At 31.4% G+C, this 15,579-nt stretch carries 13 protein-coding genes, 1 pseudogene and 2 riboswitches; of the genes and pseudogenes, 12 read left to right on the top strand and 2 right to left on the bottom strand.

Annotated elements, in window-relative coordinates; genetic code table 11:
- Positions 1 to 30: 30 nt before the first annotated feature.
- The 8 genes from HGI79_RS10550 (at position 31) to HGI79_RS10515 (ending at position 7,447) form a co-directional block, all read left to right on the top strand.
- Positions 31 to 411, top strand: coding sequence for a GntR family transcriptional regulator (locus HGI79_RS10550; RefSeq protein WP_185650650.1), 381 nt, complete (start codon positions 31 to 33; stop codon positions 409 to 411).
- Between the two features lies 1 nt (position 412).
- A complete protein-coding gene (locus HGI79_RS10545; RefSeq protein ID WP_185650649.1) occupies positions 413 to 1,312 on the top strand; it encodes an ABC transporter ATP-binding protein in 900 nt (299 codons plus the stop codon).
- A complete protein-coding gene (locus HGI79_RS10540; RefSeq protein WP_185650648.1) occupies positions 1,287 to 3,329 on the top strand; it encodes a DUF6449 domain-containing protein in 2,043 nt (680 codons plus the stop codon). Before HGI79_RS10545 ends, HGI79_RS10540 begins: the two co-directional genes overlap by 26 nt.
- A gap of 319 nt (positions 3,330 to 3,648) precedes the next feature.
- Positions 3,649 to 4,521, top strand: coding sequence for a Rossmann-like and DUF2520 domain-containing protein (locus tag HGI79_RS10535; RefSeq protein ID WP_185650647.1), 873 nt, complete (start codon positions 3,649 to 3,651; stop codon positions 4,519 to 4,521).
- Positions 4,496 to 5,323 (top strand): 3-methyl-2-oxobutanoate hydroxymethyltransferase, encoded by an 828-nt coding sequence (gene panB / locus HGI79_RS10530; protein ID WP_185650646.1) that lies wholly within the window; start codon positions 4,496 to 4,498, stop codon positions 5,321 to 5,323. The genes HGI79_RS10535 and panB overlap by 26 nt, the downstream gene beginning before the upstream one ends.
- A 27-nt stretch (positions 5,324 to 5,350) precedes the next feature.
- A complete protein-coding gene (gene panC, locus HGI79_RS10525; protein WP_185650645.1) occupies positions 5,351 to 6,202 on the top strand; it encodes a pantoate--beta-alanine ligase in 852 nt (283 codons plus the stop codon).
- A gap of 4 nt (positions 6,203 to 6,206) precedes the next feature.
- Positions 6,207 to 6,581, top strand: coding sequence for an aspartate 1-decarboxylase (panD, locus tag HGI79_RS10520; RefSeq protein ID WP_185650644.1), 375 nt, complete (start codon positions 6,207 to 6,209; stop codon positions 6,579 to 6,581).
- 383 nt (positions 6,582 to 6,964) lie between these two features.
- Positions 6,965 to 7,067: riboswitch (SAM riboswitch) on the top strand.
- Positions 7,068 to 7,285: 218 nt separating this feature from the next.
- A complete protein-coding gene (locus HGI79_RS10515; protein ID WP_313885205.1) occupies positions 7,286 to 7,447 on the top strand; it encodes a YezD family protein in 162 nt (53 codons plus the stop codon).
- 759 nt (positions 7,448 to 8,206) lie between these two features.
- Here HGI79_RS10515 and nifH read toward each other — a convergent pair.
- Complete coding sequence (gene nifH, locus HGI79_RS10510; RefSeq protein ID WP_185650642.1) at positions 8,207 to 9,028, bottom strand: nitrogenase iron protein; 822 nt, start codon at positions 9,026 to 9,028, stop codon at positions 8,207 to 8,209.
- A gap of 240 nt (positions 9,029 to 9,268) precedes the next feature.
- A complete protein-coding gene (locus HGI79_RS10505; RefSeq protein ID WP_185650641.1) occupies positions 9,269 to 10,564 on the bottom strand; it encodes an O-acetylhomoserine aminocarboxypropyltransferase/cysteine synthase family protein in 1,296 nt (431 codons plus the stop codon).
- Between the two features lie 263 nt (positions 10,565 to 10,827).
- A riboswitch (SAM riboswitch) is annotated at positions 10,828 to 10,929 on the top strand.
- 304 nt (positions 10,930 to 11,233) lie between these two features.
- Here HGI79_RS10505 and HGI79_RS10500 point away from each other — a divergent pair.
- From HGI79_RS10500 to HGI79_RS10485, 4 genes and pseudogenes are all read left to right on the top strand, one after another.
- A complete protein-coding gene (locus HGI79_RS10500; RefSeq protein WP_185650640.1) occupies positions 11,234 to 12,697 on the top strand; it encodes a nitrogenase component 1 in 1,464 nt (487 codons plus the stop codon).
- A gap of 1 nt (position 12,698) precedes the next feature.
- Positions 12,699 to 14,027: a nitrogenase component 1 gene (locus tag HGI79_RS10495; RefSeq protein ID WP_185650639.1), complete on the top strand. Its 1,329-nt coding sequence runs from the start codon at positions 12,699 to 12,701 to the stop codon at positions 14,025 to 14,027.
- Positions 14,028 to 14,040: 13 nt separating this feature from the next.
- Positions 14,041 to 15,078, top strand: a pseudogene (locus HGI79_RS10490) (nitrogenase component 1); the annotation flags it as partial.
- 120 nt (positions 15,079 to 15,198) lie between these two features.
- Positions 15,199 to 15,579, top strand: coding sequence for a NifB/NifX family molybdenum-iron cluster-binding protein (locus HGI79_RS10485; RefSeq protein WP_241428188.1), 381 nt, complete (start codon positions 15,199 to 15,201; stop codon positions 15,577 to 15,579).

Below are 15,579 nucleotides of genomic sequence, written 5' to 3'. Positions count from 1 at the left end.
TAGTACAGTTATTACGGAAGGAGAGACTAAATGTTTGAATTAGATTTAAGAAGTAGACTACCCATCTATGAGCAGTTGGTAGAAAAGTTTAAGGAATTAATTATAACGGAAATACTAAAAAAAGACGAAAAGCTGCCTTCAGTTAGAACTCTTGCTAATGAACTTACCATTAATCCTAATACTATTCAAAAAGCATATAGAGAATTGGAAACACAAGGGTATATTTATTCAATACCTGGAAAAGGTAGCTTTGTAGCTTCTATAATACAAAATGAAAATAACAAAAAAATATCTAAATTAAAAGATGAATTGATAAAGATATTATCAGAAGCTATGTACTTAGGAATGAAAAAAGATGAAATTATTAAAATAGTTTCAGAAGTAGATAGTATTGTTAAAGGGGGAAAGTAAGGTGATAGAAGCAAAAAATGTTAGTAAGGTTTTTGAAGATTTAGAAGCATTGAAAAATGTGAATATTCATGTAAATAAAGGTTCTATTTATGGGTTAGTGGGATCTAATGGAGCTGGTAAAACTACTCTCATAAAAACTTTAGTGGGGATTTATAAACAAGATGAAGGTAGTGTGCATATAAACGGTGAAGCGGTATTTGAAAATGTAGATATAAAATTAAAGATGGTATTTATACCAGACGCTCTATATTTTTTTTCACAGTATAGTATAAAAGATATGGCAAAATTTTATAAACGCATATATCCAAGTTGGAATGATGAAAGATATGAAAAGTTAAAAGAAGCTTTTAATATAGAAGAAAACAAAAAAATACACAGGTTATCCAAAGGAATGCAAAGACAAGTTGCTTTTTGGCTTGCACTTTCTAGTATGCCTGATTTGCTAATACTGGACGAACCGTTAGATGGACTAGATCCTGTTATGAGACAGAAAGTAAAAAATTTAATAATACAGGATGTGGCAGAAAGACAAATGACAGTACTTATTTCTTCTCATAATTTAAGAGAGCTGGAGGATTTATGTGATCATATAGGTATTTTGCATAAAGGAACATTAATTTTAGAAAAAGAACTAGACGACTTAAAATCAGATGTCCATAAAATCCAAGTAGCCTTTAAGGAGAACATAACAGAAGATATTTTAAAAGATGTAAATATCCTATATGAGGAAAAGAGAGGAAGTATAATGCTTTTTATTGTTAGAGGTAAGAAAGAACAGGTCATAAATCAACTGAATAAATATGAACCTGTAATTTTAGATATCTTACCTTTAACCTTAGAAGAGATTTTTATTTATGAAATGGGGGATGTAGGATATGAAATCAAAAACATCATTTTTTAGTAAAGGAATAATCTTAGATGATATAAGAAGATTCGGATGGATAAGTATTGTACATGCATTGGCCTTATTTTTTGTTGTACCATTAAAGATACTAATGTTACATAGCAGTGAACAGGTCAATAAAGAAATAATTAGCAAAGAAATAATTAAAAATATGTTTTATCTCACATATACACAGTTTCAGAGTTTTTTAATAATAATAGTTCCAGTATTGCTTGGTATATTTCTATTTAGATATATGCAGGTAAAAACTTCAACGGATATGATTCACAGTCTACCTGTTAAAAGAAGTGTATTATATAGAAGTCATGTAGCGGTGGGTATTATATCATTGATTATACCTGTAGTAGTTATAGCTATTATATCTATATTTTTAAATAAAACTTTAGATTTAGGACAGTATTACCGTATTTATGATGTAGTTCAGTGGTGTGGAATTACTATACTTTTTAATCTAGTATTTTTCTTTGTTTCTGTACTTGTGGGAATGATTGTTGGAAGTTCTGTATTGCAGGGAGTTTTGACTTATATTCTCCTATTCTTACCTATTGGATTAACTCTTTTAGTTACAGAAAGTCTTAATACCTTCGTTTATGGCTTTATGAATAACATAAGTCAGGATATTAGCAGACTTTCACCTATTGCAAGAATTTTTCAAGGATTCCAGGATTATCATAATATTAACAGAAAAATTAGTATAACAGAGTTAATTGTATATATAGTTTTATGTATTATAATATATTTCTTAGCTGAGATTATTTATAACAAAAGAAAAATGGAAGCAGCTGCTCAAAGTATTGCTTTTAAAAGTTTACAATATGTATTTAAATATGCTTCATCCTTTTGTGTTATGTTGCTAGTTGGTGCATATTTTAAGGGAACTCAGGGAAATATTCAATGGATATTATTTGGATTTTTTATAGGTTCTCTTATTGGATATTTTGCAGCAGAAATGATTGTGAAGAAATCCTTATGGGTTTTCAAAAGCATAAAAGGATATATAGTTTATGCAGTTGTTATTATTGTAGTAATGCAGGGAATAAAATTTGATGTTATTGGATATGAAAGTAAGATACCAAACATAAATGAAGTGCAAAGCATATATTTCAGTGAAGGTTTTAATGAATATTATCAAAAATTTAATATGTATATATATTCAGATAAGAAGGATTTGCAAAGTATACATGATTTTCATAAACAGCTTATACAAGATAAAACAAAAAATAAAGGTGTAAGTAACAAGAATAAAAGGAGTATTGTTTTCCAATATACATTAAAAGATGGAAGTAAGATTCAAAGAGGCTATTATGTTTCTTATGATGGTTATCAAAAATATTTTAAGCCTATTTATGAATCAAATGAATATAAAAGCACGACTTATGATATGTTAGGTGTAGATGTTTCAGATGTAGAAAAGATCACAATTAATCCTAGATTATATGTTAACAAACAAGCTATAATAATAAAACCAGAAGATATTAAAGAGGCTATGGAGGTATTAAAGCAAGATATAAGTAATGAGACTTATGAAGATATGAGTAAGAATAAGGCAGATTGGGCGGATATGACCTTTATTATACAAAATGATAAGTTAAAAAAATATCCAAGGTTAAATGATGAAGCTCGTGGAAATAAAGAAGGGCATTTAGCTTGGAAAAAATCGTATAAATTATTTGAACAATGGCTAAACAAGAAAGGTTACCTGGAAAATTCAAGAGTGCTTCCTAAAGACATAGAATATGCTGTAGTAGAAAAAGTTGATAATGATAAGCAGTGGGAAGAAAAGCGTAGAACTGGAGAATATATTAATAAAAATAATGGAAAATCTTTTGAGATTAAGGACAAAAATCAAATTGAAACTTGCTTAAGAAATTATGAAAATCTCTTTGCTAAATACGGTGGAAATAATGGAAAATATGTTATCGGATTCTATAGTACAGATAAAAATAAAATGGAATATGGAACTTTTGATGAAGACAGTGCTCCTGACTTTATTAAAGCTTACTTTAGCAAATAATAACTTAATACAAAAGAATCAAGGATGTTAACAAAATAAACTTTCTAAATATTTGTTTATTAAAGAAAATCTAGTGGAATGTGTCGTGCTATACCCACTAGATTTTTTATTTAAAACAATATATACATTCATTGAGTAATAGTGAATTATATGATAAAATTAGAAAACGGGTAGTATTCATTATTAGAAACTGCACCAGGATTATTTATGAAGGTATATATCTGCTTATATCGTTAGAATAAGACAGTTAAAGGGAGTATTTTTATTATTAATAACTTTAGAAATTTGTATCACTTCTAAGATAAAAGGGAGTGATGTATTGAAAATAGGATTTATCGGAGCAGGAAAAGTAGGCTTTTCCCTAGGTAAATATTTTGTATTGAACAATATAGATGTTATAGGCTATTATAGTAAAAGTTATAAATCTGCATTAGATGCTGCAAGCTTTACTAATACAGAGGTGTATACATGTTTAGAAAAATTAGTTAACCATAGTGATACAATATTTATTACAACTCCTGATGATGAAATTTCGTGTATTTGGCAGAATATACAAAGATTTAATATAAAGGATAAAATCATATGTCATGTCAGTGGTTCATTATCCTCTAAAATCTTTTCAAACATAAACCAATCTGGTGCTTTCGGATATTCAATCCACCCTATGTTTCCATTTTCAGATAAATATACAACATATAAAAATTTAAAAAAGGCGTATTTTTCTATTGAAGGATGTGAAGAATATTTAAATCGTATTAAAGGTTTTATTGAAGGCCTTGGTAATAAAGTAATAGTAAGAGATGGTGATAAAACTGAATTGTATCATCTTGCAAATGTTACAGTGTCTAATTTAGTGCTGTCTTTAATAAGCTTAGGCTGCACATATTTACAAAAATGCAATGTGAGTTATGAAGATTCTATAAAAGCTCTCCTTCCATTAATAGAAAATAACATTGAGAACATTAAAAATAGTGGAGTTATTCATGCAATAACAGGTCCAGTGGAACGCTGTGATGTAAAAACCATTAAAAAACATATGGAGGTTATTCCAGAAGAACACATTTTACTATATAAAGTATTGTCACAAAATCTTTTGGAGCTTTCAAAACAAAAGAATTCTGAAAAAAACTACGAAACATTGGAGGATTATTTAGGAGGAAGCAAAAATGAAAAATACAACAGCAACCTTTAGAGAGGCTAAAAGTAAGGGAGATAAGATTACAATGCTTACAGCCTATGACTATTCTACTGCTAAATTAGTGGATGAGTCTGGGATAAATGGTATTTTGATTGGAGATTCTCTTGGAATGGTATGTCTTGGGTATAAAGATACTCTAAGTGTTACTATGGAAGATATGATTCATCATACAAAGGCAGTTTCAAGAGGAACTGTTAATGCACTTATAGTAGCAGATATGCCTTTTATGTCCTATCAAACTTCTGTTTATGATGCAGTTAAAAATGCAGGTAGACTTATAAAAGAAGGTGGAGCACAAGCTGTAAAATTAGAGGGTGGGGCTGTTGTTTGTGAAGAAATAAAAGCTATTGTTAAGGCTCAGATACCAGTAATGGGACATATAGGGCTTACACCTCAATCTGTAAATGTATTTGGAGGATTCAAAGTTCAGGGAAAAACAGAAAATGAAGCTAAAAAGCTTATTGAGGAAGCTAAAAGAATAGAAGAAGCAGGAGCTTTTGCTTTAGTTTTAGAATGTGTTCCAGAAAAGCTTGCACAAATAATAACTAATGAGTTATCAATACCTACAATTGGAATAGGAGCAGGCCCATTTTGTGATGGCCAAATTCTTGTTTATCAAGATATGCTGGGAATGTTTACTGATTATACTCCAAAGTTTGTTAAAAAATATACAGATTTAGGTTCAGTAATGAAAAGTTCTTTTAAAGAATATATAAAGGATGTTAAGGAAGGTATTTTTCCTTCTAAAGAGCATTGTTTTAAAATAGATGAAGATACATTAAGAAAGCTATATTAAGGGGGAAAGTGTGAAAACACGAATATTATGATGATAGTAAAAACCATAAAGGAAGTTAGAGAACAGATAAAAGAATGGAAGAAGCAAGGATTTACCATAGGTCTTGTTCCAACTATGGGATACCTTCATGAGGGACATAAATCTCTCATAGAAAGGGCTGCAGCGCAAAATCATAAGGTTGTAGTTAGTGTATTTGTAAATCCAATACAATTTGGTCCCAATGAAGATTTTGAAAGCTATCCAAGAGATATAGAACGTGATAGTAAACTTTGTGAGCTTGCAGGGGCCAATATAATATTTAATCCAGATGCACAGGAAATGTATTTTGAAGATAGATGTACTCATGTAGATGTACATGGTTTAACAGAGGGATTATGCGGCGGAAAACGACCAGGTCATTTTTCAGGAGTGTGTACAGTTGTTTCAAAGCTATTTAACATAGTAACTCCAGATAAGGCCTATTTTGGAGAAAAAGATGCACAGCAGCTAGCTGTAATTAAAAGAATGGTCAGGGATTTAAATTTTGATATAGAAATTGTAGGATGTCCTATAATTAGAGAAGAAGATGGATTAGCCAAGAGCTCAAGAAACACTTATCTTTCAGCAGAAGAAAGACAAGCTGCTTTAGTGTTGAATAGAAGTTTAAAAGCAGCAGAGGAGCTTTTAAAAAATGGAGAAAAGGATACAACTACGGTTAAAGCAGCCATTAAAGAAGAAATAAATAAAGAAGTTTTAGCAAAAATAGATTATATTGAAATCGTAGATAGTCAGTCATTAAAATCAGTTGAAACAGTAGAAAAAAATGTACTAATAGCTATTGCAGTGTTTGTAGGTAAAACAAGATTAATAGATAATTTTACATTTACAGTGGAGGAATAACAATATGATATTAAATATGTTAAAAAGTAAGATTCATAGAGCAGTGGTAACACAGGCTGAATTAAATTATGTGGGAAGTATAACTATAGATAAAGCATTAATGGAAGCAGCAAATATATTAGAAAATGAAAAAGTCCAAATTGTAGATATAAACAATGGGAGTAGATTTGAAACTTATGTTATAAGTGGAAAGGCAAATAGTGGAGTAATGTGTTTAAATGGTGCAGCTGCTAGATGTGTGCAACCAGGGGATAAAATAATTGTAATGGCATACTGCTATATGGAGGAAGAAAAAGCAAGAGAACATAAACCAATAGTAGTCTTTGTAAATGAAGATAATACAATAAATGAAATAACTAATTATGAATCCAATGATTAGTATGGATAACCACGCCCGAAATTTAACTTATACTCCGGGATATATTATCATGTTTCGTCACGTTAAATATTTTTAATTAGTCTAAAGCTTAAATTTGAGAAAAATCTAAGAACTTTGATAAACTCGCTATGCTCAAACATATCTAAAGTTCTAAGATTTTTTCTCAAATTTTCGCTAAGACTAATAAAAAATATTTAAATGTGACTTCAACATTGATAATATATCCCTACGTATAAGTTAAATTTAAGTTGTAGGTATTTATAGAAAGTAAAATATAAAAAAATGTTAAAATTTTATGAATGAAAAAGTTTTCTTGTAAATATAAGGTATTGACACATTAATTTTGTTTTGTTAGAATTACCATATAATAAACGAAAAAATATTTCTTATCTAGAGAGGCGGAGGGACTGGCCCATTGATGCCCAGCAACCTGAATATATATTCAAAGGTGCTAATTCCAGCAGGTATATACCTGAAAGATGAGAAACCGGAAGAATTTTAAGTCTTCTTGTAGATCATCTACAAGAAGACTTTTTTATTTAATATATAACCTTTAAAGTCATAACAAATGTAAAAGTTAGTATAGATATGCACATAAATTTTATTTTCCGTTATTTATGCTATACAAAATCTAAAATAAAGGTTTAATGTCTTGTAAATTTCTATGGTTAAGTTTATCTTATTGTTTTTGGGGAGGGTTAAAAGTGAGCGAAAAGATTAAAAAAACACACAAAGGGATTTCAGAGGAAAATTTAAATAAACTATTAGAAATGTTGAAGATAGTAAAATACGGATCTATAACATTAGTTATACAAGACGGGATGGTTGTACAAATAGAAAGAAATGAAAAAGTGAGATTAGTATAAAATTAATAATTTCAAAGGTAACTTAGGGCAGCAAAAGATTAAAGTTTTTGTTTTAAAACCTAGTATTCGGGTATGAATAATAAGAATAATAAGAATAACGTATGTATTAGTTGACCAGAAATACTGGAGACTAAGCTTTCTCGGTTTTATTGAGATTTGCTTGGTCTTTTTTATTAGTTTAGTTCTTTAAGCTGGTAATTGGTGTTGGTTAACAGTTTGTTATGCTAAATATAGATGGAGCTATAATAAACACAAATCTTATACTTGAAGCTAAAATAGATATAACCGTGTCCGAAATTTAACTTATACGACCGAATATGCTGCCAAACTTCGGCACATTAAAAACTTTTAATTAGTCTAAAGTTCGTGTTTAAGCAGAGAGCCAAAATCTGTGATTTTGTGCGAATCGCTTACTACTCTGACGGAAGGAAGAGTAGTTTCATTATAAATTTCTAAGAACCTTTGATAAACTCGTACCTCAGTCCGGACCAACTTATCAATTACCATTGATAAGTCGCTCGTTGAAAGCCATTCAGGCTTTCAACCATATAAAAGCTCCTAAGATTTTCAAAAACACTTCATTAAGACTAATAAAAAAGTTTTTAAATGTGCCTTCAGTTTTGGCAGCATATTCCTACGTATAAGTTAAATTTAAGTTGAGGGTATCTATCTTCAGCATGTTAAAAGTTAAAAAGGAAAGTTCAATACGACTTTCCTTTTTAACTTTTATATTTTTAATTTTAAGAGAGTTTACAGAAATTATAAGTCCATAAGACCATATTCCATTAATATTTCTTCTAATCTATCTTGTGTCATTGGTTTTGGTATAACAAACATGTCATTGTCATCTATATTTTTAGCTAATGTTCTGTATTCGCCGGCTTGTTCAGCTGTTGGATCAAAATCTATAACAGTTTTCTTGTTTATTTCTGCTTTTGTAACCATTGGGCTTCTTGGTACAAAGTGTATTAATTGGCTTCCTAATTCTTTAGCAAAGTTGTCAAGTAATTCGTATTCATTAGCAACCTTTCTGCTGTTACAGATGATACCACCTAATCTAACTCCGCCGCTGTTTGCATATTTTTGTATACCTTTTGATATATTGTTTGCTGCATATAATGCCATCATTTCTCCACTTGCTACTATATATATTTCTTGAGCTTTTCCTTCTCTGATTGGCATTGCAAAACCACCGCAAACAACATCTCCTAATACATCGTAGAATACATAATCTAAATCTGCTTCATAAGCACCTAATTGCTCAAGCATATTTATTGAAGTTATTATACCTCTACCTGCACATCCAACTCCTGGTTCTGGTCCGCCAGATTCAACACATTTGATTCCACCAAATCCTGGTTTTAATATAGCATCTAAATCTACATCTTCTCCTTCTTCTCTTAATGTATCTAATACTGATTTTTGAGCTAGTCCACCTAATAATAATCTTGTTGAATCTGCCTTAGGGTCACATCCAACTACCATTATTTTCTTATCCATTGTTGCAAGACCTGCAGTAAGATTTTGTGTTGTTGTAGATTTTCCTATTCCACCTTTTCCATAAATAGCTACTTGTCTCATTTTAAACATCCTCTCTATAATCTTTTGGTTTTTATATGCTGCAGAGTGCTGCAACATACAATAAAAAAAGGCTAAATTTATACCTTTTAATTAAAGGAATAAATTTAGCCTCCAGTTTACTGGTCAACATAATTTCTTTGGTTATTTTAACATAAATGGTTAAATATATAATTAATTATTATTTTATTAGTTAATTTTATATTTGTCAATACATAGTATAAAAAATATATATTCAATGAATTAAAAATCAAGTGATTTAAAAGCTTGATCTAAATCATATATAATATCATCTGGATGTTCTATACCGATTGACAGCCTAATTTGGTCTAGAGTGACACCAGCCTCTTTTTGCTGTTGTTCTGAAAGTTGACCATGGGTAACAGATGCTGGATGAACAACCAGTGATTTAGCATCTCCTACATTTGCTAATAGTGAGAATAATTTTAAGCTATCAATAAATTTCCTTGCTGCGTCAATGCCGCCTTTAATACCAAAAGTAAATATAGATCCAGCCCCTTTAGGAAAATATTTTTGAGCTAAATCATAGTATTTATTATCTTTTAATGCTGGATAGTTTACCCAAGAAACCTTTTCATGATTATTTAAAAATTCAACTACTTTTAAAGTATTAGAAACATGTCTTTCAATTCTAAGGGAAAGTGTTTCTAAGCCTTGAATAAATAAAAATGAGTTAAATGGACTTGCTGATGCGCCTATGTCTCTTAAATATCTAACTCTTGCTCTAGTAATATAAGCTAATTCTTTAAAAGCTTCATAGTACTTTATTCCACCATAACTTGGATCTGGTTCTGTGAAACGAGGAAATTTTCCACTGGCAGTCCAATCAAAGTTTCCGCTATCCACAATTAAGCCTCCAATAGATGTTCCATGTCCACCAATAAATTTTGTTGCAGAATGTACAACAATATCTGCCCCATATTCAAATGGCTTTAAAAGATAAGGGGTGGCAAAAGTGTTATCAACTATTAGTGGAATTTTATGGTCATGAGCAATTTTTGCAACTGCTTCTATATCCACAATATTTATTCCTGGATTACCTAAACTTTCAAAGTATATAGCTTTGGTTTTCTCAGTTAGAGCCTCTTTAAAATTTTCCACATTATCAGGGTTAACAAATTTTGTATTGATACCAAGCTCTGGAAAAGTAACAGAAAAAAGATTATAAGTACCACCATAAAGAGTGCTTGCAGCTATAATTTCATCTCCCGCTGAGGCTAAATTCAGAATTGAATAAGTTACTGCAGCAGAGCCTGATGCTACTGCTAAGGCTCCAACCCCTCCCTCTAGGGCAGCAATTCTTTGTTCTAATACTGCATTAGTAGGGTTTACTACTCTAGAATAAGTATAACCCACTTCCTTTAGTGCACTTATATTTTTAGCAAAGTCAAAATCTTTATATACAAAAGATGTGGTTTGGTATATTGGAACTGCCCTTGCTCCTGTAGCAGGATCAGGTTTCTGTCCAGCATGGACTTGTAAAGTTTCAAATTGTAATTCTCTTTCTTTTTCACTCATAATTATCCCCTCCATACAATAAAAAAGGCTAAATTTATACCTTTTTGCAATTAAAGGAATAAATTTAGCCTCCAGTTTTACTGGTCAACATAAAGTATTTAATTATTTTAATATACATAATATATAACAAAATTTGTTATTGAAATTAATTTTATTAGTTTATTTTATGTTTGTCAATATGAAAAAATAAAATAACTAAATTATCAATATATTCTTGACATTAAATTTTTTACTTGTTATAATTTAGGAAATTATAAATAAACTTCTTATCTAGAGTGGTGGAGGGACTGGCCCTATGAAGCCCAGCAACCTGAATTAAATTCAAAGGTGCTAATTCCAGTAGGTTTAAACCTTGAAGATGAGAAAAGGAATGAATTAAATTCTCCTGTAGCTCATCTACAAGAGGATTTTTTATTATTCCAAAATCAATTGCAAAGGGGGAGGCTATATGAGAAAGCTTTACCTTTTCTCCTATTCAATGTATCGTTGCATTATTAATTAGGTGTTTTAAATAATATAACATATTTAAAAACATCCTAACGCAACGAAATACAAAAATTACAACTGTTTAGTTGACCAGATATACTGGAGACTAGGCTTTATGTTCTATGAACATAGCTTAGCCTCTTTTTTGTATTTCTGAAAAATGTTAATAGAGGAGGAGTACCATTGAGTATTAATATAAAATCACCTGAAGTTCAGATTAGAGAAAAAAGATTGGGGTCCATTACTGGATTTAGTGGTACAGCAAAGGAATTATGTAATAGGGCTAAAGAAGGTAGATTGTGTGATAAAAGTCGTTCCTTTAGTCAATGTCTTGGATGTAGTTCGGGGCAGGCTTTGTGCCAGCTTGTTATGATACAAGATGCTGTAGTAATAAATCACGGTCCTATTGGATGTGCAGCGGATTTTCCGGATTTTAACTTTACAAACAGAGTAGGACAAAGGAAGAGAAACCTTCCACTAAGAAATGCTAGACTATTAAGTACAAATTTAGAAGAAAAGGACACTATTTATGGAGGAGGAGTTAAATTAAAAGCTACTATAAAAGAAGCTTATGAAAGATTTAAGCCTAAGGCTATATTTGTAAATGCTTCCTGTGCATCAGGTATTATTGGAGATGATATAGAAAATATAACCAATGAAGCAGAAGAAGAGTTAGGTATACCCGTTGTATATATTTCTTGTGAGGGGTTCAGGTCAAAGATATGGACAACAGGATTTGATGCTGCTTACCATGGAATAGTTAGAAAAATTGTTAAACCTCCTGTTAAAAAGAAAAAGGATTTAGTAAATGTTATAAATTTTTGGGGCAGAGATATTTTTACGGATTTGTTTGGAAGAATAGGACTAAGGCCTAATTATATTGTACCATTTTCTACTATTGGCCAATTAGAAAAAATATCAGAGGCAGCAGCTACAGTTCAAATATGTGCTACTTTAGGCACATATTTAGGGGCAGCCTTAGAACAAGAGTATGGAGTTCCAGAAGTTCAAGCACCACCAGCTTACGGACTTAAAGGCTCAGATGCATGGTTTAGAGAGCTGGGTAGGGTAACTGGTAAAGAAAAAGAAGTTGAGGAATTAATAAAGTCAGAAAGAGAAAGAATTGCTCCTGAGCTTGAAGAATTAAGAGCTAAGTTAAAAGGTAAGAGAGCTTATGTTACAGCAGGAGCGGCTCATGGACATAGTTTATTAGGGTTAATAAGAGATCTGGGCTTGGAAGTAGTTGGAGCTGCAATATTTCATCATGATGCTCATTATGACAATAAAGATGAGAGAAATGATGCGCTACAACATGTAGTTGATACTTATGGAGATATTAAGAATTTTAATGTTTGTAATAAACAAGCCTTTGAGTTGGTAAATTTATTAAATAAATTCAAACCTGATATATTTGTTGCAAGGCATGGTGGTATGTCAGTATGGGGAGCAAAGCTTGGAATACCAACATTTTTAATGGGAGATGAGCATTTTGGTTTAGGATATCAAGGGTTAATAAACTATGGAAATAAAATTTTAGATGTATTATCAACCAAGGAATTTGTGGAAAACATTGCTGCTCATTCAGAGCTTCCATATACAGATTGGTGGTTGGAACAAAATCCTTATATATTTTTAGGTGGTGAATAAAATGACTAAGATAATTGAACAACCAAGATATTATTGTGCTCTTGGTGCACAACAAACAGTAGTAGCTATTAACAGAGCCATTCCAATACTTCATTCTGGCCCAGGATGTGGGGTAAAGCTTTTTCGTGGGCTAAGCACAGACTCAGGATATCAAGGCTTAGGATATGCAGGGGGAAGTGCAATACCATGTACAAATTCTACTGAAAAAGAAGTTGTATTTGGTGGAGAAAAAAGGTTAAGACAGGTAATCGATGGAGCATTAAAAGTTTTAAAAGGAGACTTGCTTGTTGTTTTAACAGGGTGTACTTCAGATATAGTAGGTGATGATGTAGGACAAGTGGTAAGTGACTATCAACAGAAAGGAATCCCAATAGTTTTTGCTGAAACAGGTGGTTTTAAGGGAACTAACTTTAAGGGACATGAATTAGTAACTGAAGCCATAATAAATCAGTTTGTTGGTGAGAAGCCTGTAGAGAAAGAAAATGGATTAGTTAATGTTTGGTCTGTGGTTCCATATCAAGATTCCTTCTGGGCTGGAAACTTGAGCGAGATAAAACATTTACTAGAAGGTATAGATCTTAAGGTTAACATATTATTTGGACCTGAATCTAGCGGAGCTGAGGAGTGGAAAACAATTCCTAATGCACAGTTCAATTTAGTGCTTTCACCTTGGGTAGGATTAAAAACTGCTGAATTGCTAAAAGATAAGTATGGAACTCCATATCTGCATTACCCAGTTTTGCCAATAGGAGCGAAAGAAACCAGTAAATTTTTAAGAGAAGTTGCTGAATTTGCTGGCTTAGATAAAGCAAAAGCTGAGAATTTTATTAAGAAGAAAGAGAAAAAATTTTATTATTATATTGAAAGATCTGCAGATTTCTTCATAGAGTTTCGCTATGATTTAGCAGGCAGATTTTTTAATATTGCAGATTCCTCCTATGCATTAGGGATTAGTAAGTTTTTAGTAAACGAACTGGGAATTTTACCTGGAGAACAATATATTACTGATGATACGCCAGAAAAATATCAAGAAGCTATAAAACATCAATTTAAACATCTATCAAAGAGTACATCCTCTAATGTTTTATTTGAAGTTGATGGAGGTAAAATACACCAACGATTAAGGGAATATAACCATACTAATCATACACCATTAATTCTTGGAAGTTCTTGGGACAGAGATATTGTTTCAGAAATAAAGGGTTTTGGTATAAATATATCAATACCGGTTATGCATAGACTAGTGCTTGACAGAAGCTATATAGGTTATAGTGGAGGGTTAAGATTAGCAGAAGATATATATGGAAATATTTTAGAAACATATAAATAAGGAGGAAGGATTCATGACAGTCAATTTAAAAATATCAGCAGTACCAACAAGAGAAAATCGTTTAGGTTCTGTAACAGGTTATAGTGGAGATCTTCATGACATTGTTAACCAATCGAAATGCGGAACTTTAAAAAATCAGGATAGATGCTTTAGTCAGTCCAGCACATGTAATGCTAGTTGTGCATTAGGACAACTTTCAGGTATAAGAGATATAGCAATAATAAATCATGCACCATCAGGCTGTACAGCAATAGCCCCTGGTGCTACAGTTAACAATGATCAGCTGGCAACCAAAAGAGGTGTTACAAATGCCACTGTATTTGTAGGAACTGATATGGATGAACATGATACAGTATTTGGAGCTACAGGTAGTCTTAAAGAAATAATATTAGAGACATATAATAGATACAAACCAAAAGCAATCTTTGTAGGAACATCGTGTTTAACAGGTATTATAGGTGAAGATGTGGATAGTGTTGTTGAAAATCTTAAAAAGGAAATACCAGTACCTATAGCTGCTGTTCATTGCGAAGGTTTTAGATCAAGAATATGGGCTACGGGTTTTGATGCCTCAGATCATGCTGTGCTTACAAGTATTGTAAAGCCGCCGAAAAAGAAAAATAACAAAATTAATTTTAAAAATTTCTACGAAAGTGCGAGAAATGAAATAATTGAGATATTTAAAAATTTTGGAGTTGAGCCTGTATTTTTTTATCAAAATTCAACTATTGAGGAACTTTCACATTTGTCTGAGTCTCTTGCTACAGTAAGTATATGTGGTGTATTGGGTTCATACTTAGGAAATGGACTGGAAGAAAAATATGGGGTTCCCTTTGTAAAAACAATTAACCCATTAGGGGTTTCGGGATTTGAAACTTGGCTTAGAGGAATAGGTAAAGCTATAGATAAAGAAGCAGAAGTTGAAGCTTATATAGAAAGAGAGAGAGCAAAGTATTTACCTAAAATAGAGGAAGTTAAGAAAGAACTTAAGGGATTAAGAGCTGTACTTGGAATGGGTCCTGGATATACCTATAATGAAAGATTGGTGATAAATAGTTCATATGTGGGATATTCAGGTGGACTTAAACTTTTAGAAGATATATATTCAGTAGTTCTTACAAGATTCAACTAGAACAAGGAGGAGATACTCAAAATACAGGATAATATTTTTATGAGAATAAGAGGTGTTATGATGGCTTATAAGATAGCAGTAGCAAGTAGTGACGGTAAAATAATAGATCAGCATTTTGGCAGAACTACAGAGTTTTTAGTTTTTGAAGTAGAAGATAATAATTATAAATTTTTAGAATTAAGAAAGGCTCACCATTTTTGCAATAATGGTGGGCATGATGATAATAGACTTTTGACATCAGTAGAAACACTTGAAGGCTGCAGAGCAGTGTTGGTTGCTCAAATAGGAAATGGAGCTGTGAGGGTTTTAAGAAGTAGAGGAATAGAAGCTTTTGACATACAGGATTATATCGAAAATGCTTTGAAAAAATTAATAAAATACTACTCTAAAATTGATGTGGTTAGAACTAGGGAGGCATAA

The sequence above is a fragment of the Clostridium sp. DJ247 genome, from assembly GCF_014231265.1.
This window is presented reverse-complemented; position numbering and strand designations above follow the sequence as displayed.

Bases quoted from the DNA above. Each gene is read 5' to 3' on its own strand.
- HGI79_RS10550 (WP_185650650.1), top strand. From the start codon at position 31: ATGTTTGAATTAGATTTAAGAAGTAGACTACCCATCTATGAGCAGTTG.
- HGI79_RS10540 (WP_185650648.1), top strand. From the start codon at position 1,287: ATGAAATCAAAAACATCATTTTTTAGTAAAGGAATAATCTTAGATGAT.
- panB (WP_185650646.1), top strand. From the start codon at position 4,496: ATGAAAAATACAACAGCAACCTTTAGAGAGGCTAAAAGTAAGGGAGAT.
- panC (WP_185650645.1), top strand. From the start codon at position 5,351: ATGATGATAGTAAAAACCATAAAGGAAGTTAGAGAACAGATAAAAGAA.
- panD (WP_185650644.1), top strand. From the start codon at position 6,207: ATGATATTAAATATGTTAAAAAGTAAGATTCATAGAGCAGTGGTAACA.
- nifH (WP_185650642.1), bottom strand. From the start codon at position 9,028: ATGAGACAAGTAGCTATTTATGGAAAAGGTGGAATAGGAAAATCTACA.
- HGI79_RS10505 (WP_185650641.1), bottom strand. From the start codon at position 10,564: ATGAGTGAAAAAGAAAGAGAATTACAATTTGAAACTTTACAAGTCCAT.
- HGI79_RS10495 (WP_185650639.1), top strand. From the start codon at position 12,699: ATGACTAAGATAATTGAACAACCAAGATATTATTGTGCTCTTGGTGCA.
- HGI79_RS10485 (WP_241428188.1), top strand. From the start codon at position 15,199: ATGAGAATAAGAGGTGTTATGATGGCTTATAAGATAGCAGTAGCAAGT.